A 24,871-nucleotide genomic window follows, 5' to 3' on the forward strand; every position below is an offset into this window, starting at 1 on the left:
CGGGGACGTCACGGGGTGACGCCCCACTCCAGCGGCAGCCGCGCGGGCTCCGCGGACGAGGGCGGCACCCCGCGCTGGCGCAGCGCGTACGTCATGACGTCCTTGAACACCGGCCCGGCCGTGGAACCGCCGTAGTAGCTCGTGCGCGGGTCCTGCAGGATCACCGCGACGACCAGCTGCGGGTCGTCGGCGGGCGCCATCCCGATGAACGAGGCCGTGTACCCGTTGTAGCGCCCCACCTCGGGGTCGTAGCGCTGCGCCGTACCGGTCTTGCCCGCCACCAGGTACCCGGGGATGTTCGCGGCCTGCGCGGTGCCGCCCTCCTCGACGACGGCCTCCATCATCTGCCGCAGCGTCGTGGCGGTCCCGCTGCTGACGACCCTGCTCGAGGCGGGCGCCGGCGACGGCGTGTAGTCGCCGTCGGGGCTGGAGGTACCGGAGACCAGCGACGGTTCCACCCGCACCCCGTCGTTGGCGATGGTCGCGAACACAGAGGCGGCCTGCACGGCGTTGACGGACAGGCCCTGCCCGAACATCACCGTGAAACGCTGGGTGCCGGAGTAGTCCTCCGGCGGCGCGACGATGCCCGCCGTCTCGCCCGGGAACTCCAGCGCCGTGCGCGAGCCGAACCCGAACGCCCGCTGGTAGGAGTGGAGGGTCCCGGCGTCCAGCTTCTCCCCGGCCATGATGGTCCCGGTGTTGCTCGAGGTGGCGAGCACGCCGGCGAGGGTGAGGTTCTCGTCCTCGTGCGAGTGCGAGTCGTGGAACACGTTGTCGGCGCGCTCGATCTCGTCGGGCACCACGAAGCGGCTCGCGGGGGTCTCCACGCCCTCCTCCAGGACGGCGGCCATCGTGACGACCTTGGCGGTCGAGCCCGGTTCGAAGGCCTCGGTGAGCGCGGTGTTGTTCAGCTGCGTGTTGGTGAACCCGGTGAGGTTCGAGGGGTCGATGCTCGGCGCGCTGGCCAGCGCGAGCAGCCGCTGCTGGCGGTCCATCACCACCACGGTGCCCGACTGCGCACCCGTCTCCTCCACCTTGGCGGCGATCGCGGTCTGCGCCTTCCACTGCAGGTCGCGGTCGATGGTCAGGTGCAGCGAGTGCCCGTCGACGGCCTCGGTGGTCTCGCTCTCCCCCAGCGGGATCTGCTGGCCCTGCAGGCTGCGCTCGTAGCGCATCGAGCCGTCGGTGCCGGTCAGCAGCTCGTCGTCGGCCAGTTCCAGGCCCGACAGCGCCTGCCCGTCGCGGCCCAGGACGCCGACGAGCGTGGAGGCCGCGTCACCGGCCGGGTAGATGCGCTGCGTCGTGCGCTCGCTGGCGATGCCGGAGACGTCCAGGGCCACCACCCGCTGCCACGTCTCCGGGGTCAGCCCGCGCGCCAGCACGGCGTAGCGGCCCTCACCGGTCAGCTTGCCCGTCAGCGTCTCCTCGTCCACGCCGAGCACGGGCGCCAGCAGCCGGGCCGCACCCGCGGGGCCCTGCGGCAGCTCCGGGTCGCGCGGGCTGCCGTCGGCGCGCGTGTTGAACGAGGCGATGATCGACGGGTCGGCGACGACGGTGCGCCGCTCCACCGAGGTGGCCAGGACCACCCCGCGCGCGTCGAGGACCTCGCCCCGCTCGGCGTGCAGCGTCAGCTGCGAGGTGCGCTGGGCGAGCGCCCGCGCGGCCAGGGCCGACGCGTCGGCGCCCTGGAGCTGCACCAGCCGCGCGCACAGCAGCGCCATCACGAGCATCACGGCGAGCACCCACAGGCGCAGGCGGCGGTCGGGTCGCGCGCCGGCCCCGCGGGCACCGGCAGCGGCGCGGGAGGTGGGACGGGACGGGCGGGGCACGGTCGCTGCGGCTTCCTCTCGGGCGTCGTGGGGTCGGGGCGACCCGCTCAGGGCGTGGTCGTGTCGGCGGCGTCCGCCGCCGCGGCCTCGGCAGCGGCCGTGTCACCGGCCGTGTCACCGGCCGTGTCAGCGGCCGTCTCAGCGGCCGCGGGCGCGGCGTCCGCCACGGCCTCCGGCTCGGGCGGCGCGACGGCGGCGGTCGGCTCGCCGAGCGCCTCGTCGGCCGTCAGGTGCACCGGGGCCGGCGCGGGCACCATGCCCAGCTCGGCCGCGCGCCGCGCGAGCTCCTGCGGCGCGGCCTGCGCTGCCAGCGACTCCTGCGCGGCCTCCTGCTGCTCGGCCAGCCGCTGCGACTGCACCTGCAGGTCGGTGATGCGGTAGGCGTCGCCGGCGACGGCGATGTTCGTCATGAGCAGGCCGAACAGGCCGAGGGTGAGCAGCACGACGCAGGCGAGCGGCAGCGGCACGCGCAGCCGGCGCGCGGACGGCGGGGTGATGACGCGCAGCGCCGGGCGGTCCGCGGCGGCCTCGGCACGCGCGCGGGCTCCGCGGGCCGCGATCAGTGGCTGGCTCATCACCGGCTCCTTCCGTGCGTCGTGCCGATCGGGTGGTCCGGAACGCCCTGGCGCGTTCCCGGCGGGTCGTCCGCGCCGAGCGCGCCGGGTCGTGACCGGCGAGCGGGCCGCGGGCGGGACGGTTCCCGCCCACGATCATCCGGCGGTCGCCGGCGCACGGCGCGCAGGCGCGCCGAGGCCGCGCGGGGATTCCGGGCGAGTTCCGCCTCGCCGGCGCTCCGGCCGCGCAGCAGGAGTTCCGCGCGGGGTTCCGAACCCGGCGGCAGCACCGGCAGGTCGGGCGGCGCGGTCGAGGCCGACAGCGCCGCGAACGCGCGCTTGACGAGCCGGTCCTCCAGCGAGTGGAACGTCAGCACGGCGAACCTGCCGCCGGGGGCGAGGCGGTCGAACACCGCGGGGACCGTCCGCTCGACGACGCGCAGCTCGTCGTTGACGGCGATGCGCAGGGCCTGGAACGTGCGCTTGGCGGGGTTGCCGCCGGTGCGGCGCGCGGCCGCGGGGACGTTGGCGCGCACCAGGTCCACGAGCCGGGCGGAGTTCCGGAACTCCTCCTGCGCGCGGGCGCGCACGAGGGCGGACGCGATGCGGCCGGCGAACCTCTCCTCGCCGTACTCGCGCAGGACGCGGGCCAGTTCCGCCTGCGGCAGGGTGTTCAGGAGGTCGGCGGCCGTCGGGCCGTCGGAGGTGGCGTCCATCCGCATGTCCAGGGCCGCGTCGCGGGCGTAGGAGAAACCCCGCCCGACCTCGTCGAGCTGCAGCGAGGAGACGCCCAGGTCGAGGAACGCCGCGTCGACGACGGGCAGCCGCAGTTCGTCCAGGACGCGGGGCAGTTCGTCGGAGACGGCGTGCGCGAACGTGACGCGGCCGGCGAACGGGGCGAGCCGGGCGCGGGCCAGTTCGAGCGCCTGCGGGTCGCGGTCGACGCCGACCAGGTGCAGCCCCGGCAGGCGGCGCAGCAGTTCCTCGGCGTGCCCGCCCATGCCCAGCGTGCCGTCGACGCAGACGGCGCCCTCGTGCTGCAGCGCGGGCAGCAGGACCTCGACGCACTCGGCCAGCAGGACCGGGACGTGCCGCTCCTGCGCGGGCGCCCCGCCGTCCGGCCGACCCGTCACGTCCCCCTCCCCCGCGTCCGTCACGTGCCGCTCGTGGTGCTCCCGTCGGTGTGGCGGTCGCCGGCGCGGTGCGGGCGGTCGGACCGCCCACCTGCCGCCGGGCCAGGTCCCCATCCGCTCCGCGGTCCGCGGGCCTGGCGCCGGGGAAGTGGCGTCAGGGCAGCGGGGTGCGGGAGCGGCTGGAGGCCTCGCTCGACGGTCGGACCCCCGCGGGACGGGGGTGCGCGCACGGGTCAGACGATCCCGGGGAGCACCTCCTCGCGCTGGTCGGCGAAGGCGGGCTCGGCACCGGCCAGGTAGGTCTCCCAGGTCGGCAGGTCCCAGACCTCGACGCGCGAGCCGGCGCCGATGACCGCGACGTCGCGGTCCAGGCCGGCGTAGGCGCGCAACAGGGGCGGCACGGTGAAGCGGCCCTGCTTGTCCGGCTTCTCGTCCGAGGCGCCCGACAGGAAGACGCGCAGGTAGTCGCGCGTCTCCTTGCGGGTCAGCGGCGCGCGCCGCAGCTCCTCGTGCATCCGCTCGAACTCCTGCAGGGGGAAGAGGTAGAGGCATCGCTCCTGGCCCCGCGTGAGCACGAGGCCGTCGAGCAACTGGTCCCTGAACTTGGCGGGGAGGACCAGCCGCCCCTTGTCGTCCAGCCGCGGGGTGTACGTGCCCAGGAACACGCGCACCCCCGCCGGACGGCACTCACGGCCCCCGGTGCGAGCCGCTGCGCTCCACCGTACTCCACTTTCCTCCACCGTCAACGCGGACCCACCGTCCGTAGTCGTGTCGCGACGGCATCGCCGCAGGTCAGGGCGGTGGAGCGCGGTGGAGGGCCGCGCGCCCGCCGCGCCGCCCCTCCACCGGGCCCCACCACCGGGCCCACCGCGCCCACGGGGTCGCCCCGCGCCGGCCGCGCCGGTCCCGCCCGCCGCGGGGGCCGTCCGAGTCCCGGGCAGGGGCGTGGACGGGCAGGAGGGGGTGCCGGTGGGGCACAGTGGGGGGGCGTTCCCCCGGGCCGCCGGGCGGCGCGCGCCGCAGCACGAGGGCCGCCCAGGCCCCGCGACGAGACGAGGGCACGTGACGACGACGAGCGCACCCCCCGGCAGCCCCTCCGCGCCGGAGCCGGTGCCCTCCGGCGGGGACCCGGCGCAGGCGCTCGCCCGGCTCGCGGGTACCGCGGACCGGCTCGCCGCGGCCGTGGACCGCGTCATCCAGGGCAAGGACGAGACCGTCCGCCTGGCCATCACCGTGCTGTTCGCCGAGGGGCACCTGCTGGTGGAGGACGTGCCCGGCGTCGGCAAGACGATGCTCGCCAAGGCCCTGGCCCGCGCCGTGGACGGCAGCGTGCGGCGCGTGCAGTTCACCCCCGACCTGCTGCCCAGCGACGTCACCGGCTCCAGCGTCTGGAACCAGGAGCGCGGGGACTTCGAGTTCCGCCCGGGCGCCGTCTTCGCCAACGTCGTCATCGGCGACGAGATCAACCGCGCCTCCCCCAAGACGCAGTCGGCGCTGCTCGAGTGCATGGAGGAGGGGCAGGTCACCGTCGACGGCACCACGTGGCCCCTGGAGCGGCCGTTCATCGTCTTCGCGACGCAGAACCCGGTCGAGATGGACGGCACGTACCCCCTGCCCGAGGCCCAGCGCGACCGCTTCACGGCGCGCATCTCGATGGGCTACCCCTCCGCGGAGGCCGAGCTGCTCATGCTCTCCGAGCACGGCGCGGTGGAGCCGCTGGCCGGCCTGCGGCCCGTCGTCGACGTCGACGAGGTGCGCGAGCTCATCCGCGCGGTGCGCTCGGTGCACGCGGCGCAGGCGCTGCAGCAGTACGTCGTCGACCTCGTGCGCAGCACCCGCGAGCACCCCGACCTGCGGCTGGGCGCCTCGCCGCGGGCGGCGCTGCACCTGCTGCGCACCGCGCGCTCGCGCGCCGCGCTGGACGGGCGCGACCACGTGCTGCCGGACGACGTGCAGGCGCTGGCCGTGCCGGTCGTGGCGCACCGCCTGGTGCTGACCGCCGACGCCCAGCTGTCCGGGCGCACCGGCGAGGACGTGGTCGTCGACGTCCTGCGGCGCACCCCGCTGCCGGTCCCCCGGTGACACCGGCCGGCGGAGGCGCACCCTCGACCTCGGGTGGAGGTCCGGCTCCGGCGAGCGGCCGGACGCGGACACGCCCGACGGCGCGCGGGGCGGCCCTGGCCCTCGCGGGTGCCGCGGCCGCCGTCGCGGGACCGCTGCTGGGCCAGGGCGACCTGTTCAGCGTGGGGGTGCTCCTGCTCGCCCTGGTCACGCTCGGGACCGTCGCCGCCCACCGCGGCGCCGGCAGCCTCGACCTCGAGTCGAGGTCGAGGGACCTCGTCGTCGAGGCGGGTTCCCCCGCACCGGTCCGCCTCGCCGTCACGGTGCGGCGCCGGGCCCACGCCGCCCGGGTCGTCGTGGAGGACGCGGCCCCCGTGCTGCTGGGCGGCGGCGCCCGCCTGGGCGTGCCGCCGCGCGAGCCCGGGCGCACCGTGCCGCTCGAGCACGTCGTCACCTCCGAGGTGCGCGGCTCCTTCCGCCTCGGCCCCGCCGCCGTGCGCAGCGGCGACCTGTTCGGCCTGGCCCGCTCGCGGCGGCGCCTCGGGGAGGCCGTGGCGATCGACGTCCTGCCCCGCGTGCACCGCCTCGCCGAGCTCACGCTGGGAGACGTCGGCGGCTCCCGCGGCTCCTCGGCCAGCGCGGCCTCCACCAGCTCCCCCGACGACGCCTCCATCCGCGAGTACCGCGTCGGCGACGACCTGCGCCGCGTGCACTGGCGCTCGACCGCGCGCCGCGGCACGGTCATGGTCCGCTCCGACGAGCACCCCGGGCACCCGGACGCCGTCCTCCTGCTCGACGACCGCGCGGGCGCCCACCGGGGACCGGGACCGGCCTCCTCCCTGGAGCACGCCGTCAGCACCGCGGCCTCCGCCGCCGTGCACCTGCACCGGCGCGGCCACCGCGTCCGGCTCCTGCACGCCGGAGCGCTGGAACGCGTGCGCGAGGCGGACGAGCCGTCCGCCGTGCGCCACCTGCTGCGCAGCCTCGCCCGGCTGCGGCCGGCGCGCGAGGACTCCCTGGCGCGGTCGGTCCGCGCGCTCGGCCGCTCGGAGTCCACGCTCCTGGTCGCCGTCCTCGGCGACGTCGACGAGCGCGACGTCCAGCCGCTGCTCAGCGCCCGGCCGCTGGGCGCGCCCGCCCTCGCGGTCCTGCTGCGCACCCGCACCTGGGCGGGCACCGGCTCCGACGACCCCGACGCCGACCGGCGCCTCGACCGCGCGCGCCTGGTCCTCGCTCGCGCCGGGTGGCGCACCGCTGTCGCGGAGGCCGGCGAGCGCGTGCCCGACGTGTGGGCCCGCCTGGCCCGCAGCGGGCCCGTGGCCCGGCGCGCGGCGGCCCCGGGCGCGCCCGGCGGTCCCGGACCGGCCGGCGGGGGTGCGACCATCGAGGGGGAGGCCGACGCCGCGGGGACCCCGCCGTCCCCGCGACCCGCCGGCCGGCCCTCCGACCGACCGTCTGGCCGACCCCCGAGCGAGGTGCCGTGACCCGCAGCGCCCGGACCGCCTGCTGGGCGGGCCTCGCCTCCGCCGCCGTCGTGCTGTCCGTGCGGCCGCTGGTCTCCGGCACCGGCTGGCTCGTGCCCGCCCTCGCGGTCGTGGCCGCGGTCACCGGCACCGGGCTGCTCGTGCGCGCGCTGACCCGCCGGCCGGGGCTGGCCGCGGGCGTCCAGCTGCTCGTGCTCCTCGGCGCCGTCCTGGTCCTCTTCGGCGGCAGCACCACCGTGCTCGGCGTCGTCCCCACCTCCGCCACGTCCGCCCGCCTGGCCCAGCTGTTCGGCGACGGCGTGCAGGTGGTGCGCAGCTACAGCGTGCCCGCGGTGGACCTGCGCGGGCTGCGGCTGCTGCTCGTGGCCGGGGCCGGGCTGACCGCGTGGGCCGTGGACCTGCTCGCGGTGGCCCTGCGCCACCCCGCCCTCGCCGGGGTGCCCCTGGCCGCCGTGTACGCGGTGCCGGTCGTGCTGGCGCCGGGCGGCTCCTCCGGGTGGGCGCTCGCCCTCGTCGCGGTGCCGTACCTGGTCCTGCTGGTCACCGCCGGCGACGGGCACCGGCGCTGGCCGGGCCCCGCTCGCGCGGGTGTGCGCTCCGCCCGCACCGCGGCGGCCGCCGGGACGGGCGCGGTGGCGCTGGTGGCCGCGCTCGCCGTGCCCGCCGCCGTCCCCGGTCTCGACGAGCGCGCCCTCACCTTCGGCGGGGGCAGCGGCGACACCATCGCCGTCATCAACCCGATCCTCAACCTCAAGGCGAGCCTCGGAGCGCGCTCCGACGCGACGATCCTGTCCTACGAGACCGACGAGGACGACCCGGAGCCGCTGCGCATCGTCACCGCCGACGTCTTCGACGGGCAGACGTGGGCGCCCAGCACCGGCGCCGACATCCCCCGCCGCCAGCGCGTGCAGGACGGGCTCAGCGACCCGCCGGGGATGTCCGGCGCCGTGCGCGAGCAGTCCGCCGAGCGCCGGACCACCATCGCGGTGCGCGGCCTGGACCAGACGTACCTGCCGCTGCCCTACCCCAGCACCCGCGTCGAGATCGACGGCGACTGGCTGTACGAGACGAGCAGCCTCAACGTCGTGGGCGACGGGGAGACGACCCGCGGGCGCACCTACACCGCCACCCACCTGGAGGTCCGCCCCACCGAGGAGCAGCTGCGCACCGCGCCGCCCGCCCCCGGCGACGTCCAGGAGGTCTTCACGGCCCTGCCCGAGGGGCTGCCCGAGGTGGTGTTCGAGACCGCGCGCGAGGTGACCGCCGGCGCCGCCGACGCCTACGAGCAGGCAGCCCTCATGCAGCGCTGGTTCCGCTCGACCGGCGGCTTCACCTACTCCACGACCGCCCCCAACGACGGCGGCTCCGACGCCGTCGCCGCCTTCCTGCAGGAGAAGTCCGGCTTCTGCGTGCAGTACGCCTCGGCGATGGCCGTCATGGCCCGGACGCTGGACATCCCCGCCCGGGTGGCCATCGGCTTCCTGCCCGGCGAGGAGGTCAGCGACGGCCGCTGGCGCATCAGCGCCCAGGACGCCCACGCCTGGCCCGAGCTGTGGTTCTCCGGCGTCGGCTGGGTCCGGTTCGAGCCCACCCCGGCCACCCGGACCGGCCAGTCGCCCTCGTACTCGCAGCCGCGCACCCCCGTCACGCCCGTCGCCCCCGACACCACGGCGCCTGGGCCGCAGGCCCCGGGCCCGTCCGCGGACGCCCCGTCGCCGGAGGAGGAGACCAGCGCCGCCCAGGCGGGCGGCGCGGCGGGCGAGGACGGCGAGCTGACCGGCTGGCAGCGCGTCGCGGCCCTGCCCTGGGGCTGGGTGGCGCTCGGGCTCGCCGCGCTGGTCGCGCTGCTGCTGCCCGCGGCGTCGGCCGCGGTCCTGACGCGGCGGCGCTGGCGCGGCGCCGCGGACGGGGCGGCGGCCGCCGAGGCCGCCTGGGCCGAGCTCGTCGACCGCACCCGCGACCTCGGGGCGCAGTGGCCGGCCTCGGCCACGCCGCGGCAGTCGGCCGCCGCGCTGGGACGGCTGGTGGACCTGCCCGGGGACGCGCAGGAGGACCTGGCCCGGGTGCGCCGCGCGGTCGAGGGCGCCCGGTACGGCGCCGGGTCCCGGTCGCCCGCGCCCGGCGCGGGCGGGGGTACCGGGGTGCTGACGCGCACCGGGACCGGTGGCCGCCTCGTGCGCGCCGACGTGGACGCCGTGGTGGCGGCGGTGGCCCGGCAGCGCCCAGCCCCCGTGCGGTGGCGGGCGCGCCTGCTGCCCACCGCTGGGCTGCGGGCGCTGCTGGCCTGGTGGGACAGGGGCTGATCCCCCTCCGGTCCCCCGGACCGGTCCCCCGGTCCGCCCGTGGCGGGTCCGCTCCTGGGGGTCCGCCACCGGCGGTGCCACCTGGCGGGGACGTCCCCGGACGCGCGACACCCGGCCGTGCGGTGCACGGCCGGGTGTCGGGTCAGGTCGTCGGGCCGGGAGGCCGGCGCGGCGGGGTCACCACTGGTTGCGGCGGCGGTCCCAGCGCTGCTCCATGCGTTCCATGAACGAGCCGCTGCGGCGCGGCTTCGGCCCGCTGGGCGGGCGCGGGCCCGCTGCGGCGGGAGGCTGCCCGGCCGGCTTCGCGTCGGTCCCCCTGGCCGGAGAGAAGGCCCAGATGGTGCCGGCGAGCATGACGATGAAGCCGCCAGCCCCCAGCCAGATCTGGCTCGCGCTGACCCCGATGACGAGGAGCACGAGACCCACCACGACGGCGGCGATGCCGACGACGAGACGTCGGCGCGCACCCCCGGCACCGTGGCGGGAACCCCGCATGGCGTTGGCGAACTTCGGATCGTCCGCGGACAGCGCACGTTCCATCTGCTCGAGCAGACGCTGCTCATGTTCAGAGAGCGGCACCTGTACCTCCTGGCGTGCGCACGGTGAGGGTTCGAGGATAGGTCCCCGCGGGTGGGGGCGAAACTCGACTGGTCCATGGTCCCCCACCGCGTCCGCGTCCGGGGTCCGAACGCGTCGGTCGACGACCCGACGGCCCAACGCCCGGCCCCTACCAGGTGGTTCCCGCAGGCCCGCCGCCAGGTGCTCCCGGCCCGCCGGGCCCGCCCTGCCCGCCCTGCCCGCCCTGCCCGCCGGGCGGGCCGAGCAGGGTGGCGGGGCGGACCGCCCCGTCGCCGAACCGGGCACCGGCGCGGTCGACCGCCCCGTCGGCCTCGCGCCACCCCCGCTCGCGCTCGCCCAGCGCCAGCTGGTGCGGCTGGCCGGCCGAGCGGGCCAGCCCCTCCAGGCGCACCCCGACCAGCCGCACCCGCGCGCGCTGCAGCCCGAGGGCGTCGAAGAGGTCGCGGGCGACGGCGTGGACCTCGCGGGTGACGTCGGTGCGCTCGGCCAGCGTGCGCGAGCGGGTGATCGTGCTGAAGTCGGCGAAGCGCACCTTCAGCACGACGGTGCGCCCCGCCAGGCCCGCCGCGCGCGCCCGCGCGGCGGTCCGCTCCGCCAGCCGCAGCAGCTCCCGGTGCACGGGGCGGGGGTCGTCCACGTCGCGGGCGAAGGTGTGCTCCGCGCCGACGCTGCGCTCGGGGGCGGTCGCGACCACCCGCCGCTCGTCGCGCCCCCAGGACAGGGCGTGCAGCCGGCGCCCGGTGCCCTCGCCCAGCGCGCGCACCAGCGTGGCGGCGGGCGTGTGCGCGACGTCGGCCACCGTGCGCAGCCCCAGCCGCAGCAGGACCTCCTCGGTGCGCTCGCCCACCCCCCACAGCGCCCCCACCGGCAGGGCGTGCAGGAAGGCCACGGTCCGCGCGCGCGGCACCACGAGCAGGCCGTCGGGCTTGGCCGCCGCGGAGGCTAGCTTGGCGACGAACGGCGCCGGGGCCACCCCCACGGAGCAGGTGATGCCCTGCTCGTCGGCGACCCGGTCGCGCAGCAGCCGCCCGATCCGGGCGGGACCGCCCAGCCGGCGCACCGCGCCCGCGACGTCGAGGAACGCCTCGTCCAGGCCCAGCGGCTCCACCACCGGGGTGACGGAGCGGAAGACCTCCACGACCCCGGCCGAGACGCGCGCGTAGTCGTCGTGGTGGGGGGTCAGCACCGTGGCCTCCGGGCACAGCCGGCGGGCGCGGCTGACCGGCATCGCCGCGTGGACGCCGCGGCGGCGCGCCTCGTACGTGGCCGACAGCACCACCCCGCGCGGCCCGCCGCCCACGACGACCGGGGTGCCGACCAGGTCGGGCCGGCGCAGCAGCTCCACGGACGCGTAGAAGGCGTCCATGTCGACGTGCAGCACCGTGCACCCGGTGTCGTCGTCGTCCGCGCCCCAGCCGCCCGGGCGGGGCGGGTGGCGCCGGCTCACGCCGCACCGCCCGCACCCCGCGCCGCGCGGGCGGCGGGATCAACCCCGGGTGGCGTGCAGGTGCAGGTGCCCGGCCAGCGGCAGCAGCTCCGGCGAGCGCGAGGCCGCCGACTCCAGCGCGCGCAGCAGGGCGAGCTCGGCGTCGGACCCGGCGCTCGCCGAGGGCACCACGTCGGCGAAGGTGCGGGTGCCCTCGACGTCGGTGACGGTGAACCCGGCGCGCTCGGCCAGCTCGGTGGCCGAGGCGCGGTCGAAGCGGCGGCGCAGGGGGTCGGTGGCGCTCCAGCGGTGCGCCTCGTCGGACAGGGCGTGCAGCGCCTGCTCCAGCCGGCCGGCCAGGGCCCGGGACAGCACCGTCGCGGGCCACTGGGCCACGAGCAGGCTGAGCCGACCGCCCGGGCGCAGGACGTCGTGGGCCGCGCGCAGCGCGGCGAGCGGGTCGTCGACCACCTCGAGCACCCCGTGGCACAGGAGGAGGTCGGCGCTGCCCGCCGGCAGCAGCGACGCCAGATCGGCCGCGTCCCCCTGCACCGAGCGCACCCGGCCGGCGAGCCCGGCCTCCACCGTGCGCCGTTCGAGCGCGGCGAGCGCGTCGGGACTGGGGTCGACCACGACGACGTCGTGCCCCAGCCCGGCCACCCGCACGGCCAGGCCGCCGGTGCCGCCGCCGAGGTCCACCACGGCCAGGGACCCGCCGTCCGGGGCGGGCGGCAGGTCGGCGAGGAGGCGCTGCACGCCCTCCCAGAGGACCGTCGACGTCCGGGGGCGGCCCCGCTCCTTCGCCACGCGCTCCTCCAGGTGGTCCTCGTGCGGCGCGCCCCGTCCCGGCGCGCGTCCGCGCCCCACCCTAGACACGGCACCGGGCCGCGGTGCGGGACCTCCCGCGGCGCGGGAGGGGTTCGCGGGCGCGCGGGGACGGCGGCGGTCACCACCCCGAGCTGCCGGGGCTGGAGCGCCACAGCTTGCGGGGGGCGCCCGCTCGCCGGGCCTGCCCGGGGTCCCCCGGCGCGGGACCGGGCGGCAGGTCGCTCGGCAGGTCGGGCGGCGAGTCGGGCGCGGGACCGGGCACGGGACCGGGCGCGGGAGCGGCGGCCAGGACGCGCGCGCCGCGGGGGTCCGCGCCGGCCGGGCGGACGTCGGCGTAGGGCGACTGGCGGAAACCGCTGGCGTGCACCAGCACCCGCCGCCGGCCCGCCGCGCGCCCGCCGCCGGGCCCACCGGGCTGATCGGGCTCGTCGAGACCACCGAGCGCGCCGATCTCTCCGGGACCGCCGGCCGGACGCGCGCCGGTGCGCGGCAGGGGCGGGCGCGCCGCCACGGGCCGGCTGGAGCGGCTGGCGGCCGCCCCGGCGACCGCCGCCGGGGAGCCGAGCCCCGCCACGGGCGCCGCGGCGAGCAGCTCGCGCGCGGCCGCTTCCCCGCCGGCGGTCCACGCCTCCCACAGCGCGGGCAGCTCCCACGCCCCCGTCGCCCGCAGCGAGACACCGCGCGGGCCGGTGCGGCGCAGCACCCCCCGGACCAGGAGCAGCCAGGAGTGGAACACCGTCGCGGCGTACGGGCCCTGGACGTCCTCGAAGAACGTGGCGTCCAGCGGCCCGGTGGAGTCGTCCAGCGTCAGGAACACCACCCGCCGCCCCGAGCGGACGGGCGGTGTCTGGGTGGCCACCTTCACCCCGGCGACCAGGAGCTCGGCCGAGCTGCGGCGGCGCCGCAGGTCGCGGGCCGCCGTCACGCCCAGCGCCCGCAGCAGCGGCCCGTACGGCTGCATGACGTGCGCGCTGACGTCCAGGCCGAGGACGTCGAGCTCGGCGCGCACCCGCTCGGCGGCCGACAACTCCGGCAGCCCGGACGGCTCCAGCCGCTCGGGGGCGTCCCCCAGGTCCAGCGCCAGCTGGGCGCCGCGGTCGCCGTCGCCCGGGCGGCGGGGCGCGCGCGAGCGCTCCGCGGCGGCGGCCCGCACGTCCCCCGCCGCACCCGCCACGCCCGCCGGGTCCGTCGCGCCCGCGGGGTCCGGGATCGGGCGGCGCGGGGTGGGCGCGCCGCGGCGGCCGGCGCCCGGCCGGGCGCGCGCGGACCGGTCGAGCTCGGCGACCTGCAGCAGCAGGTCGCGGTGCGTGGTGCGCCCGCGGCGCGGCACCGGGTCGCCGTCCGGCCCGGCGGGGCGCAGGCCGTGCACGGCGTCCAGCGCGCCGGCCAGCACCAGCCGCTCGGCGACCGGCCGCGACGGGCGCGCCCGCTGCCACAGGTCGGCCAGCGACCGGTAGGGCTGCCCCGCGACGATCCGGGCCACCTCCGCCGCGGAGATCCCCCTGACCTCCGTCAGCGGCAGGCGCAGGCCGTACCCGGTGCCGTCGGCGACGCCGTCGCCCAGCCCGTCGGGGTCGCGCACCGGTGGGCCGCCCGACCACGGCGCGGGCAGCGCCGCACCGCCGGGACCCGGCCCGCCAGCGAGCGGGCCGGCGGTCGCGTCGTCGGGCAGGCGCTCGACCCGGTAGACGTCGCCGGAGCGGTCGACGTCCGGGCCCAGGACGGCGACGCCGAGGTGGCGGGCGTCGTCCAGCAGCAGCCGCTTGGGGTACATGCCCGGGTCGTGGGTGAGCACGCCCGCCAGGAACGCCGCCGGGTGGTGCGCCTTCAGCCACGCCGACTGGTACGTCGGCAGCGCGAACGCCGCCGCGTGCGCCTTGCAGAACCCGAAGGAGGCGAACGCGGTCAGCACCTCCCACACCGCGTCCACCGTCGCCGGCGGGTACCCGCGCTCGAGGGCGCGGCGCCGGAACTGCGGTTCCAGCTCCCGCTGGCCGGTGCGGGTGCCCAGGTGGCGCCGGTACTCGTCGGCGGCCGCGAGCCCGTGCCCGGTGGTCGCCTCGAGGATCCGGACCACCTGCTCGTGGAACACGACGACCCCGCACGTCTCCTCCAGCACGGGCCGCAGCCGCTCGTCCGGGTAGCGCGGCGCCTCCCAGCCCTGCCGGGCCCGCAGGAACGGCGTCACCATGTCCGACTTCACCGGCCCCGGCCGGAACAGGGAGATGTCGACGACGAGGTCGGCGAAGGTGGAGGGGGCGAACTTGCCGACCAGCTCCCGCTGGCCGGGCGACTCGACCTGGAAGCAGCCCAGCGTCCGGGTGGAGCGCACCAGCCGGAAGGTCGCCGGGTCGTCCAGCGGCACCTGCGCGCGGTCGTCGAGGTCGAGCTCGACGCCGTCGACGCGGACGACCTCCCGCACCGCGTGGGCCATCGCCGACTGCATCCTGATGCCGAGCACGTCGAGCTTGAGCAGCCCCAGGTCCTCCACGTCGTCCTTGTCGAACTGGCTGACGGGGAACCCCTTCCAGCTCGCCTCGACCGGGGTGCGCCGCAGCAGCCCCGTCCCCGACAGGACGACGCCGCAGGGGTGCAGGGCGAGGTGGCGGGGCAGGCCGTCCAGGCGCTCGACGAGGTCGAAGAACGCGTCCAGGCGCTCCTCGCCCAGACCGCTGCGGCGCAGCTCGGGCAGGTCGGCGACGGCGGCGCGCGCGTCGCGGGCCCGCACGTGCGGGAACGCCGTGGCGATCGCGGAGACCTCCGCCGGCGGCATCCCGAGGGCGGCGCCGACGTCGCGCACGGCGTGCCGGACGCGGTAGGTGTCCATCATCGACACGCACGTCACCCGCCGGCCGCCGAACCGGTCGAGCACCGCCCCGTAGACCTCCTCGCGGCGGGCGGACTCGACGTCGAGGTCGATGTCGGGCAGCTGCCCGCGCAGGGGGTTGAGGAACCGCTCCATCAGCAGGCCGTGCTCCAGCGGGTCGACGCCGGAGATCCCCAGCAGGTGGTTGACCAGGCTGCCCGCCCCGGACCCGCGGGCGGCGACCCGCACCCCCAGCCCGCGCACCAGGTCGCACACGTCGGCCACGGTGAGGAAGTAGGCGGCGAAGCCCGTCGCGGCCACGGTGCGCAGCTCCTCCTCCAGGCGCCGGCGCACCCGCTCCTCCTGCGCGGGCCCCGCCCCCGGGTAGCAGCGGCCGACGCCCGCCTCGCAGCGGGCGCGCAGCACGGCGTCGGGGTCCTCGCCCGGCGCCAGCCCGAGCGCCTCGCGGTCGGGCAGGTGGTGCTCGCCGATCCCGAGGTCGGCGCGGGGGTCCAGGCGCGCGCGCTGCGCGAGCGCCCGGGTGGCGGTGAGCAGCTCACGGGCCAGCTCGTCCCCGCCGCCGGCCGCGCGGGCGACGTCGGCCGCGGTGCGGGCCATGTCCGCCGACGGCAGCAGGTGCTCCTGCGCCGTGGTGCGGTCCACGTGCCGGGTGTCCAGGGGCACGAGCCGGCGCACCGCGTCGAGCAGGTCGGCGGTGGGCGCCTCGCGCGCGGTGGCGCAGCGCGCCGCGGCGGTCAGGACCGCGGGGACACCGGCCTCGCGGGCCAGCAGCAGCGTGCGCGCGGCCTGGTCGAGGGCGCCGGGGGTGCCCGGCCGGGCGTGGTGGTGGACGACCTCCACGTGCAGGCTGCCCGGCGGCAGGAGCCGCGCCCACCGGTGCAGGTGCTCGCGGGCGAGGTCGTCGCGGTGGGTGAGCACCGCCCGCCCCACCGGCGAGGACGGCCCGAGCAGGACCGCGAGGGCCGCGCCCCCGCGCGGGGCGTGCGCGTGGGCGGCGACCAGCTCGGCGGGCGCGAGCGGCCGGCCGCGCTCGGCGCCCAGGTGGGCGGCGCTGACCAGCTCGCACAGGGCGCCCCAGCCGTTCCCGGCGCCGGCGTCGCCCAGGGCCAGGACCGTCGCGCGCGGCAGCCGCGGGTCGACCGCCCGCCCACCGCGGGCGGGTGCGCGCCGGTCCGTCCCCGGCCGGGCGGTGCGGGGCCCTCCGGCGGACCGCGCGCCGGAGGAGCCGCTGGAGGGCCCGGTGGCCAGGTCGACCCCGAGGACCGGAGCCAGGCCGGCGTCCTGGCAGGCGCGGACGAACTTCACCGCCCCGTACAGACCGTCGCGATCGGTCAGCGCCAGGGAGTCCATCCCGAGCGCGGCGGCCCGCTCGACGAGTGCCGCCGGGGTGGAGGTGCCGTGGCGCAGCGAGTACCCGGAGGCGACGTGCAGGTGGGTGAACGGCGGTGCGGGCCGGGCGGGGACGGCAGCAGCGGCGCGGGGGGCGGTGCGGGGGGTGGGGACGGGGTGGTGCATCGGGTCCTCTGCGGTCACGCCCGCGGGGAAGGACGGAGCAGCGGTGGTTCGTGGTGCTGGTGGTGGTGCGGTGCTGGTGGTGCGGGTGCCGGCGGTCAGCCCGCCAGCGGGTGCGTGCGCGAGAGCCCGAGGACGTCCTCGACCGCGTGGTGGAACGCCTCCGCCGCCGCGAGCAGGGTGTCGGCGGCCGCGGCGTCGACCACCCCGGTGCGGCCGGCCTCGACCGCGGCGCGGCGCGCGGCGCTGGCGGTGAACTCGGCGGCCCAGACGGTCAGCTCGGGCGCCAGCTGCGGCAGCACCTCCCAGACGCTGCGCGGGCCGCCGCGGCGCCGGCGGGGGGCGGCCGGTGCCCGCCCGGTCGCGGTGCCGCTCCGGCGGGCGGGCGTCGCGGGGACGGGCCCGGGGTGGACGGCCAGGACGGCCGCCCCGGCGCGCAGGGCGGCGAGGTGGGCGTGCACGTACCGCTCGGCGGGGTCCTCGGCGCGGAAGGCGGCGAGCAGCTCGCGCTCGGAGCGGTCGAGCAGGTCGAGGGCGGCGGTCGTGAGGGGCCGCGGCCCCGGCTCCGGCGCGTCCGGCGCGTCCGGCGGGACGCCGTACCGCGCGGTGGCGCGCCGGCCCCGCGAGGTGTCGGCCGCGGTGGTCATGGTCCTCCTCCCGCGCCGGCCGGAGCCGGCGCCTGCGTGCTGTCGTCCCACCCGTCGTGCTGGTGCTGCGGTGCTGGAGCGGTGCTGCTGGAGCGTTGGAGGTGCGTGGCGCGCGGTGCGCGGGACCGGTGCCCGCCGCGCGGTCAGTCCGCGACGCGCAGCAGGACCCACTCGTCGTCCCCGGTGGTCCCGTCCCCGGCGCCAGGGCCAGGGGTACCAGCCGCCTCCGACACGAGCCCCCGTCCGCGACCACCGCCGTCCGCGGCGGCCGTGCCGGGAGCGGCCCGGCGGGCGAGGTCGTACACGCCGACGGCGGAGACCCGGCCGACCCCCGCCTCGACCCGCCAGACCTCGCGCTCGAGGTCGCCGACCTCCAGGACGGACCCGGCGCGCTGCGGTGCGGGCGCCGTGCCCGCGGTGCCGGCGCCGTCGCCGTGGACGGCGGCGACGGCTGGCTGCTCCCACCAGGCCAGGCGCTCGCGCCAGTGCGAGAGCACGGAACGGACCACGTACAGACGGCCGCGCCAGACGAACTGCACCGGAGCGGCCTCGTCGTCGCCGATCGCGCCGGAGCGGACGTGCACGGTGTCGCAGAACCGTCTCACCGGACCTGCCTCCCCTCCTCGAGCCGGCGCCGCCGGAGGGCTCCGGCGGCGGGCGAGCCGGGGGAAGACGGCTCCACGACGCACCCGGCGGGCGGACGGGCGGGAGCTTCCCCTCTCCCGTCCACCCGCACCGCCGGGCGGCCGCGGCGTTCGAACACCTGTTCGAACTGTGATCGACGGTACACCACGCCTCCCCGACCGCGTCAACGGGGAACGGCGCCCCGGTGGACGCCGGGGCGCCCCGGCCGGGGACCCGGTCCACCGCGCCGCGGGTCCCCCCGCGGCCTACCGTGCAGGGGCATGAGGTGGACGCCGCCCGTCCTGCTGCACCGCTCCCCCGCGCGCGGGAACCGGGTGCGCGACGGTCCGGGGCCGACCGGGGTGACCGGGCCGGCGCGGACGGCCACCGCCCCGCGGGACGAGCCGAGCGGGCACCCCGGTGAGCACCCCGCGGTCGTCGCCACCGCCGCCGCCCTGGCGGCCCTCGCCGCGGCCGGCACCGTCGTGGAACTGCCGCCCGGTCTCGACGACCCCGCCGCCCGGGCCGCCCACCTCGGCGTGCCCCCCGAGGCCCTGGCGGTGACCGGGGTGCTCGTGGCCCGCTGCAGCCGGGCGGGCCTGCCCGCGGGCGCGATCGGCACCGGCGGGGTCGACGTGCGCCCGGACGAACCCGTCCTCGTGGTCCGCGCGGGCGTGCACCGCACCCTGCCGGGCGTGCTCGCGGGGGTCCTGGGCCTGGCGCGGCTGGACCCCGCCGACGACGCGCTCGCGCACCGGCTCACCGGGGCCGCGCCGGGCAGCGCCGCACCCGTGGGCCTGCCCGCGGCCCTGACGACGTTCGTCGACGTCGCGCTCGCCGTGCACCCGGTCGTGCAGGTCCCGGCGGGCCACCCCCGCGCGGTGTTCCGCACCCGCTACGACGAGCTGCTGCGCCTGACCGCCGGGCACCCGGTCGAACTGGGCTGACCCGCGACGGCCGGTGAGCGGCGGGCGGGAACCGCCCGCGCCTCCCGGGCGTGCACGGGACGTGGGCGCGACAGCACCGGGGGCCGGCACCGGGCCGGAGGGGTTGTGCACCACGGCCCCGGGGACCGGCGACCCGGCGGCGCCCCGCGTGCTGCTCGTGCACGGCCTCGGCGGCGCCTCGACCGCGTGGGCGCCCGTCACGGGCGACCTCGGGCGCGACCACCGGCTGCTGCTGGTCGACCTGCCCGGGCACGGGCTCAGCCCCGCCCTGGGCCCGGCCGACGGGGCGGACGCCATGGCGCCGGCCGCCCTGGGCCGGCGGCTGCTGCGGCTGGCGGTGCGCCTGCGCGGGGAGGACGGCCGCCCGGTGCACCTGGTCGGGCACTCCTTCGGCGGGTGGGTCGCGCTGGAGGCCGCCGCGCGGGACGACCCGTCGACCCCCGCGCTGGCCAGCCTGACCGCCCTGACCCCGGCGGGGCTGTGGCGCAGCGCGCGGCGACGGCCACCGCTGCTGCCGACCGGCCAGCGGCTGGCCCGCTGGGCGCGGCACCTGCCCGAGGGGTTCGTCACGGGGGCGGTCGGGCGCACGCTGGCGTTCACGGCGACCAGCGCGGCCCCCCGCGCGCTGCCGGTGGCGCTCGCGCGGGACGCCCTGGAGGCGGTCGCCTCAGCACCGGGCTACCCCGCGGCGGACGCGGCCCTCGCCGCCGGGTCGTTCACCCGCGCGGCGGACGTGCGGGTGCCGGTCGTCGTCGTGACCGGTGCCCGCGACCGCGTCCTGCCGCCGGAGTACCTGCGGCGCGAGCTCGCCCCGCCGGGCGCGCGCTGGGAGCGCTGGGAGCGCTGCGGGCACGTGCCCGCGTGGGACCGGCCCGCCGACGTCGCCCGCCTGGTGCGCGCCCACGTCGCCGCCCACGAGCCCGGGCGTGGAGACGGGGGCGGGGACGACGGGCGGGCCGCGCCCGCGGGACGGACGTAGGGTCCGCTGGTGCCCGCCCAGCCCCCCGAGCAGCCCGCCGAGCCGCCGCCCGCGCTGGTCACCCTCCACCTGTGGACGGTGCCGCCCCGCGCCGTGCCCCTCGCCCTGGGGCGGATGGCCCTGGACCGGGTCCTGCTCGCCCGCACCCCCGGCGCGCGCTTCCGCAAGATGCTCGGCACCGGGGACGGGCGCACCTTCACCGTCCGCGACGCGGACCCGCTGCGCTGGGCCGCGCTCGTCGCCTGGGACTCCGCGGCCGACGCGGCCGCCTTCGAGCGCTCCGCGACGGCGCGCGCCTGGCGGCGGGCGGCGAGCGAGACGCTGCGCGCCGAGCTGCGGCCGCTGAGCAGCCGCGGCCGCTGGTCGGGGCGCGAGCCGTTCGGTCCCGCCGCGGGCGCGCCGCACGCGGGGCCGGTGGCCTCGGTGACGCGGGCCCGCCTGCGCCCGGGGCGGGCGCTGTCCTTCTGGCGGGCGGTGCCGCCGGTGGCCGCGGAGCTGCGGACGGTGCCGGGCCTGCGGTTCGCCGTCGGCCTGGGCGAGGCGCCGCTCGGCTACCAGGGCACCTTCTCGCTGTGGGAGTCCGCCGACGCGCTGAGCGGGTTCGCCCACCGGGGCGCCGCGCACCGCGACGTCATGGTCCGCACCCCCCGCGAGGGCTGGTACGCCGAGGAGCTGTTCGCGCGCTTCGCGGTCGAGGGGCTGGAGGGGACGGTCGACGGGCGCACCCCGTGAGGTCGCGGTGGCGCTCGGGCTCCTGGCGCTGCGGTGGCTGCTGCCGTCCTGAGCGTCGCGGGGGCCGGCACGGAGGTCCCGCGGGGCCGGTGTCGCCGCCCGTCCCTAGAGTGACCGGGTGCCCCACCGCCCGCCCTCCCGCGCCCTGCGCGCGGTGACCGGCGTCCTGACGGGCGCCGCCGTCCTGAGCCAGGTCGCCCACCCGCTGCTGCGCGGGGAGCGGCTGCGCCGCACGACCATCGGCTCGGTGGGGGTCTTCAGCGCGGCGGCCGTGGCGGACGCCGCGCGCCGCGGCGGGGCGCGCGGGGCGGTGCGCACGCTGGCCGTGGCCGGCGGGCTGGGGCTGCTGGCGGAGGCCGTCGGCACCCGCACCGGCCGGCCGTTCGGCCGCTACCGCTACGCCGGGACGCTGGGCCCGCAGGTGCTGGACGTGCCCGTCGTCGTGCCGCTGGCGTGGACGATGGTGGCGCACCCGGCCGTGCAGCTGGGCCGCCGGCTGGCGCGGCGGCTGCCGCCGGGCCGCCGTCGCGACGGCGCGGTCGTCGCCGCGGCCGCGTGGACCCTGGCCAGCTGGGACCTGTTCCTGGACCCGCAGATGACGGCCGCGGGGCACTGGGCGTTCGAGGTGCCGCACCCGCACCTGCCCGGGCTGCCGGGGATCCCGCTGAGCAACTACGCCGGGTGGCTGCTGACGGCCACGGCCGTGTGCGCGGGCCTGCACCTGCTCGTCCTGGAGGAGCCCGGCACCGGCGCGGGCGCCGCGGGCCCGTCGCAGCGGGTGCCCGCCTGGCTGCTGGGCTGGACGTGGCTGGGCTCGGCGCTGGGCAGCGCGGCGTTCTTCGGCCGCCCGGCCGCGGCCGCCTGGGGCGGGGCGGCGATGGGGCTGACCGTGGGCCCGTACCTGCGCGACCTGCGGGCGGGCGCGTGAGGCGCGCCGCCGGCGCGGGCCGGGCGCTGCTGCGCGCCGCGGTGCGCGGCGGGTCGGCGGCGGCCGTGCTGCTGACCGCGCACACCGCGCTGAACGCCCGCGCCCTGCGCCGCCCGCCCGTGGACCCGCCCGTCGTGGCCGAGCGGGTCAGCGTCCTGCTGCCCGCGCGCGACGAGGCCGACCGGGTGGGCGCGTGCCTGGCGGCGCTGCTGGACCAGGTGCAGGTGGGCGAGGGGTACGAGGTGCTGGTGTGCGACGACCGGTCCACCGACGCGACGGCGTCCGTGGTGCGGGCCGTCACGGCGGGCGATCCGCGCGTGCGGCTGCTGGAGGGCGCGGACCCGCCGCCGGGGTGGCTGGGCAAACCGGCCGCGTGCGCCCGCCTGACCGCCGAGGCCCGCGGGGACGTCCTGGTCCTCGTGGACGCCGACGTGGTGCTGGCCCCGCACGCGGTGGCCTCCGCGGTGGCCCTGCTGCGCGGCAGCGGCCTGGACCTCGTCAGCCCGTACCCGCGCCAGCTGGCGCTGACGTGGGCCGAGCGGCTCGTGCAGCCGCTGCTGCAGTGGTCGTGGCTGACGACGCTGCCGCTGCGGGCGGCGGAGACGTCGCGGCGGCCGGCGCTGGCGGCCGCGAACGGGCAGTTCCTCGTCGTCGACGCGGCGGCGTACCGGCGCGCGGGCGGGCACGGGGCGGTGCGCGGGGAGGTCCTGGACGACGTCGCGCTCGTGCGCGCGGTGAAGGCGGCCGGCGGCGCCGGCGGGGTCGTCGACGGCACGGACCTGGCCGTGTGCCGGATGTACGGGGGCTGGTCCGAGCTGCGCGCGGGGTACGCGAAGTCGCTGTGGTCGGCGTTCGGCGGCCCCGGCGGCGCGGTGGCCGTGGGCGCCGGGCTGCTCGTGGTCTACGTGCTGCCGCCGCTGGCGGCGCTGGCCGGGTCGCGGGCGGGGGCGGTGGGCTACGCGGCGGGGGTGGTGGGCCGCTACCTGGCCGCCGAGCGCACGGGCGGGCGCTCGCTGCCGGACGCGCTGGCGCACCCGGTGTCGGTGGCGCTGCTGGTGGGGCTGATCGCCGACTCCCACGCCGGCCGGCGGCGGGGTGCGCTGCGGTGGAAGGGGCGTCGGGTCGCGTGAGGCACCGGTGAGCCGGGTCGTCGTCGTCGGGGCGGGGCTGGGCGGGTTGTCGGCGGCCGCGCGCCTGGCCGCGCGCGGGCACCGGGTGGACCTGGTGGAGCAGGCGCCGGGGGTGGGCGGCAAGCTCGGCTGGTTCAGCCGCGACGGCTTCTCCTTCGACACCGGTCCCTCGCTGCTGACCCTGCCGGCCGTGCAGCGCGACCTGTTCCTGAAGACCGGCGCGCCGATCGAGGACGTGCTGGACGTGGTGCCGCTGGACCCGGTGGCGCACTACCGCTTCGGCGACGGCACGCACCTGGACCTGCCCGGCGGCGGGGTGCCGCGGGTGGTGCGCGCGCTGGACGATGCGCTGGGCGCCGGCACGGGCGCGCAGTGGGCGGCGTTCCTGCGCCGCGCCGCGCAGGTGTGGGACGTGGCCCGCGAGCCGTTCCTGGAGTCCCCGCTGCACGGCGTGTCGACGCTGCTGCCGCTGGCGCGCGACGTGCGGGCGCTGCGGACGGTCGCGCCGTGGCGCAGCCTGCGCGGGCTGGGCCGGCAGTACCTGCGCGACGAACGGCTGCGGGTGCTGCTGGACCGCTACGCCACCTACTCCGGCTCGCACCCGGCCAAGGCGCCCGCCGCGCTGGCGACGGTGCCGTTCGTGGAGCAGGCGTTCGGCGCCTGGTACGTGCGCGGGGGGCTGCACCGCCTGGCGCTGGCGGTGGCCGAGCGGGCCGCCGAGCGGGGGGTGCGGGTGCGCACGGGCACGGCGGTCGCGGAGGTGACCGCGGCCGGCGGGCGGGTGAACGGGGTGCGGCTGGCCGACGGCGGGGTCCTGCCCGCCGACGTCGTCGTCTCGGCCGTGGACGCGGCGCAGCTGTACGGCCGGCTGCTGCCGCGGCCGCGGCTGCGGCCCTCGCCGCGGCGGCGCTCCTCCTCGGGCTTCGTGCTGCTGCTGGCCCTGGACGGGCGCACCCCGGGCCTGCGCCACCACACGGTGCTGTTCCCCGGCGACTACGACGCGGAGTTCCGCGACCTGGCCGCGGGACGGCCGGTGGCCGACCCGACGGTGTACGTCAGCGCGCCGGACGACCCGGCGCTGCGCCCGGACGAGCGCACCGAGGCGTGGTTCGTGCTGGTCAACGCGCCGGTGCACGACCCGGGCGGGGCGCCGCCGGGCGGCACCGACTGGCGCGCGCCGGGGCTGGCGGAGTCCTACGCGCGCACGGTGCTGGACGCGATGGCCGCGCGCGGCCTGGACGTGCGCGACCGGCTGCGCTGGTGCGAGGTGCGCACGCCCGCGGACCTGGCCGAGCAGACGCTCAGCGACGGCGGCGCCATCTACGGCTCCTCCAGCGACGGGGCCCGCTCGGCGTTCCTGCGGCCGGCGAACCGCTCCCCCGTGCCGGGCCTGTTCCTGGTGGGCGGCAGCGCGCACCCCGGCGGCGGGCTGCCGCTGGTGGGGCTGTCGGCGCGCATCGTCGCCGACCTCGTGGGCGACGCCTGAGCGGCGGCCGGTCAGGGGCCGGTCAGGGAGCTGCGTCGACCTCCCGCAGCCGCCGCCCCAGCGCCACGGCGACCTGGACGGCGGCCACGACGCCCAGCACCAGCCACACCCCGGCGGCCAGCGACGCCCACGGCGGCCCCGGGCGCACGACGCCGGCCGCGGCGGCCGAGGCCGCCAGCGCGATCCGCACGGGCCGCTCGGCGACGCTGACGACGCCCACCTCGGCGACCCCGGCGCCCTGGACGCGGGCGCGGGCGTACTCCTGCAGCTGGGCCAGCCCGCCGGCGGCCAGCGCCAGCGCGGGCGGTGCGCCGCAGCCGAGGAGGACGAGGGCGCAGCAGGCGTCGCCGACGCGGTCGCAGACGGCGTCGAGCACGGCGCCGAGCGCGCTGGTCGCCGAGCGCAGCACCGCGACCGCGCCGTCGAGGTTGTCCAGGACCCCGCCGGCGGCCAGCAGGAGCGCGGCCGCGAGCGCCGCGGCGCCGCCGGGTCCGCCGCGCACGGCCAGGACCGCGGCGGCCACCGCGGCCAGCGCGCCGGCGAGGGTCACGGCCGAGGGCGGGACGCGCGCGGCGGCCAGGGGGCGGGCCAGCGCGTGCGCACCGGTCAGCCACACCCGGACCACACCGGTGGGGGCGGCACCGCCGTGCAGGGCGGACCAGCGCCGCAGGTAGGTGTCCCGGTCCACGCGGGCGACCCTAGGGGCAGCGACCGGGCGGCCGTCGGGGCGGCGGGCGGGACGGACGTGCCCGGCGGTGTGACTTGCGCCCACCCGCTCGCCCGCGACCCTCAGCCTGCTTAGAGTGCGGCTGTGCCGCCTCCCCCGCCCAGCCCCAGCACCGGAGCGCCCACGGTCGAGGAG

General features: G+C 79.1%; 20 protein-coding genes. 9 read left to right on the plus strand and 11 right to left on the minus strand.

Annotation, left to right across the window (positions count from 1 at the left end; translation table 11 throughout):
* Positions 1 to 8: 8 nt before the first annotated feature.
* The 4 genes from ACRYMY_RS13485 to mraZ form a co-directional block, all read right to left on the minus strand.
* Positions 9 to 1,829, minus strand: a complete 1,821-nt coding sequence (locus tag ACRYMY_RS13485) for a peptidoglycan D,D-transpeptidase FtsI family protein (RefSeq protein WP_432547773.1) — start codon at positions 1,827 to 1,829, stop codon at positions 9 to 11.
* A 47-nt stretch (positions 1,830 to 1,876) separates the two neighbouring features.
* Positions 1,877 to 2,404: a hypothetical protein gene (locus ACRYMY_RS13490; RefSeq protein ID WP_432547774.1), complete on the minus strand. Its 528-nt coding sequence runs from the start codon at positions 2,402 to 2,404 to the stop codon at positions 1,877 to 1,879.
* Positions 2,404 to 3,516 carry a 16S rRNA (cytosine(1402)-N(4))-methyltransferase RsmH gene (gene rsmH / locus ACRYMY_RS13495; protein WP_432547775.1) on the minus strand — a complete coding sequence of 371 codons (1,113 nt, stop codon included), beginning with the start codon at positions 3,514 to 3,516 and terminating at the stop codon, positions 2,404 to 2,406. Before rsmH ends, ACRYMY_RS13490 begins: the two co-directional genes overlap by 1 nt.
* Before the next feature lie 233 nt (positions 3,517 to 3,749).
* Entirely contained in the window at positions 3,750 to 4,181 is a 432-nt protein-coding gene (mraZ, locus tag ACRYMY_RS13500; protein WP_369053543.1) for a division/cell wall cluster transcriptional repressor MraZ, read from the minus strand.
* 397 nt (positions 4,182 to 4,578) lie between these two features.
* Between mraZ and ACRYMY_RS13505 the strand changes: the two genes are divergently transcribed.
* The 3 genes from ACRYMY_RS13505 to ACRYMY_RS13515 all read left to right on the plus strand — a co-directional run bounded on the left by ACRYMY_RS13505 (position 4,579) and on the right by ACRYMY_RS13515 (position 9,364).
* The gene (locus tag ACRYMY_RS13505; RefSeq protein WP_432547776.1) at positions 4,579 to 5,598 is read left to right on the plus strand and encodes an AAA family ATPase; all 1,020 of its coding nucleotides are present in this window, start codon (positions 4,579 to 4,581) and stop codon (positions 5,596 to 5,598) included.
* Positions 5,599 to 5,765: 167 nt separating this feature from the next.
* On the plus strand, positions 5,766 to 7,061 hold the full coding sequence (locus ACRYMY_RS13510) for a DUF58 domain-containing protein (protein WP_432547777.1): 1,296 nt from the start codon (positions 5,766 to 5,768) through the stop codon (positions 7,059 to 7,061).
* Positions 7,058 to 9,364, plus strand: coding sequence for a transglutaminase family protein (locus tag ACRYMY_RS13515; protein ID WP_432547778.1), 2,307 nt, complete (start codon positions 7,058 to 7,060; stop codon positions 9,362 to 9,364). The genes ACRYMY_RS13510 and ACRYMY_RS13515 overlap by 4 nt, the downstream gene beginning before the upstream one ends.
* Before the next feature lie 177 nt (positions 9,365 to 9,541).
* Here ACRYMY_RS13515 and ACRYMY_RS13520 read toward each other — a convergent pair whose 3' ends face one another.
* From ACRYMY_RS13520 to ACRYMY_RS13545, 6 genes are all read right to left on the minus strand, one after another.
* Complete coding sequence (locus ACRYMY_RS13520; RefSeq protein WP_432547779.1) at positions 9,542 to 9,943, minus strand: DUF3040 domain-containing protein; 402 nt, start codon at positions 9,941 to 9,943, stop codon at positions 9,542 to 9,544.
* 148 nt (positions 9,944 to 10,091) lie between these two features.
* On the minus strand, positions 10,092 to 11,390 hold the full coding sequence (gene dinB, locus ACRYMY_RS13525) for a DNA polymerase IV (RefSeq protein ID WP_432547780.1): 1,299 nt from the start codon (positions 11,388 to 11,390) through the stop codon (positions 10,092 to 10,094).
* A 39-nt stretch (positions 11,391 to 11,429) separates the two neighbouring features.
* Entirely contained in the window at positions 11,430 to 12,176 is a 747-nt protein-coding gene (locus ACRYMY_RS13530; RefSeq protein ID WP_432547781.1) for a methyltransferase domain-containing protein, read from the minus strand.
* A 139-nt stretch (positions 12,177 to 12,315) separates the two neighbouring features.
* Positions 12,316 to 16,539, minus strand: a complete 4,224-nt coding sequence (locus ACRYMY_RS13535) for a DNA polymerase III subunit alpha (RefSeq protein WP_432547802.1) — start codon at positions 16,537 to 16,539, stop codon at positions 12,316 to 12,318.
* A gap of 95 nt (positions 16,540 to 16,634) precedes the next feature.
* Complete coding sequence (locus tag ACRYMY_RS13540) at positions 16,635 to 17,183, minus strand: SAV_6107 family HEPN domain-containing protein (RefSeq protein ID WP_432547782.1); 549 nt, start codon at positions 17,181 to 17,183, stop codon at positions 16,635 to 16,637.
* A gap of 143 nt (positions 17,184 to 17,326) precedes the next feature.
* Positions 17,327 to 17,788 (minus strand): DUF6504 family protein, encoded by a 462-nt coding sequence (locus ACRYMY_RS13545; protein ID WP_432547783.1) that lies wholly within the window; start codon positions 17,786 to 17,788, stop codon positions 17,327 to 17,329.
* 300 nt (positions 17,789 to 18,088) lie between these two features.
* Between ACRYMY_RS13545 and ACRYMY_RS13550 the strand changes: the two genes are divergently transcribed.
* The 6 genes from ACRYMY_RS13550 to ACRYMY_RS13575 all read left to right on the plus strand — a co-directional run bounded on the left by ACRYMY_RS13550 (position 18,089) and on the right by ACRYMY_RS13575 (position 24,009).
* Positions 18,089 to 18,754, plus strand: coding sequence for an aminoacyl-tRNA deacylase (locus ACRYMY_RS13550; protein WP_432547784.1), 666 nt, complete (start codon positions 18,089 to 18,091; stop codon positions 18,752 to 18,754).
* A gap of 148 nt (positions 18,755 to 18,902) precedes the next feature.
* The gene (locus ACRYMY_RS13555) at positions 18,903 to 19,733 is read left to right on the plus strand and encodes an alpha/beta fold hydrolase (RefSeq protein WP_432547785.1); all 831 of its coding nucleotides are present in this window, start codon (positions 18,903 to 18,905) and stop codon (positions 19,731 to 19,733) included.
* A 9-nt stretch (positions 19,734 to 19,742) separates the two neighbouring features.
* Positions 19,743 to 20,465, plus strand: coding sequence for a monooxygenase (locus ACRYMY_RS13560; RefSeq protein WP_432547786.1), 723 nt, complete (start codon positions 19,743 to 19,745; stop codon positions 20,463 to 20,465).
* A gap of 118 nt (positions 20,466 to 20,583) precedes the next feature.
* Positions 20,584 to 21,393 carry a carotenoid biosynthesis protein gene (locus ACRYMY_RS13565; protein ID WP_432547787.1) on the plus strand — a complete coding sequence of 270 codons (810 nt, stop codon included), beginning with the start codon at positions 20,584 to 20,586 and terminating at the stop codon, positions 21,391 to 21,393.
* Entirely contained in the window at positions 21,390 to 22,523 is a 1,134-nt protein-coding gene (locus ACRYMY_RS13570; protein WP_432547788.1) for a glycosyltransferase family 2 protein, read from the plus strand. Before ACRYMY_RS13565 ends, ACRYMY_RS13570 begins: the two co-directional genes overlap by 4 nt.
* 7 nt (positions 22,524 to 22,530) lie before the next feature.
* On the plus strand, positions 22,531 to 24,009 hold the full coding sequence (locus ACRYMY_RS13575; protein ID WP_432547789.1) for a phytoene desaturase family protein: 1,479 nt from the start codon (positions 22,531 to 22,533) through the stop codon (positions 24,007 to 24,009).
* A 22-nt stretch (positions 24,010 to 24,031) separates the two neighbouring features.
* On the opposite strand, the gene ACRYMY_RS13580 is transcribed toward ACRYMY_RS13575, so the two are convergent.
* Positions 24,032 to 24,697, minus strand: coding sequence for a CDP-alcohol phosphatidyltransferase family protein (locus ACRYMY_RS13580; protein WP_432547790.1), 666 nt, complete (start codon positions 24,695 to 24,697; stop codon positions 24,032 to 24,034).
* Positions 24,698 to 24,871 lie beyond the last annotated feature (174 nt).

It is taken from the genome of Kineococcus haloalkalitolerans, assembly GCF_050871905.1.
Lineage (GTDB): Bacteria > Actinomycetota > Actinomycetes > Actinomycetales > Kineococcaceae > Kineococcus.

Bases quoted from the DNA above. Each gene is read 5' to 3' on its own strand.
- ACRYMY_RS13550 (WP_432547784.1), top strand. From the start codon at position 18,089: ATGAGGTGGACGCCGCCCGTCCTGCTGCACCGCTCCCCCGCGCGCGGG.
- ACRYMY_RS13490 (WP_432547774.1), bottom strand. From the start codon at position 2,404: ATGAGCCAGCCACTGATCGCGGCCCGCGGAGCCCGCGCGCGTGCCGAG.
- ACRYMY_RS13535 (WP_432547802.1), bottom strand. From the start codon at position 16,539: ATGCACCACCCCGTCCCCACCCCCCGCACCGCCCCCCGCGCCGCTGCT.
- ACRYMY_RS13540 (WP_432547782.1), bottom strand. From the start codon at position 17,183: ATGACCACCGCGGCCGACACCTCGCGGGGCCGGCGCGCCACCGCGCGG.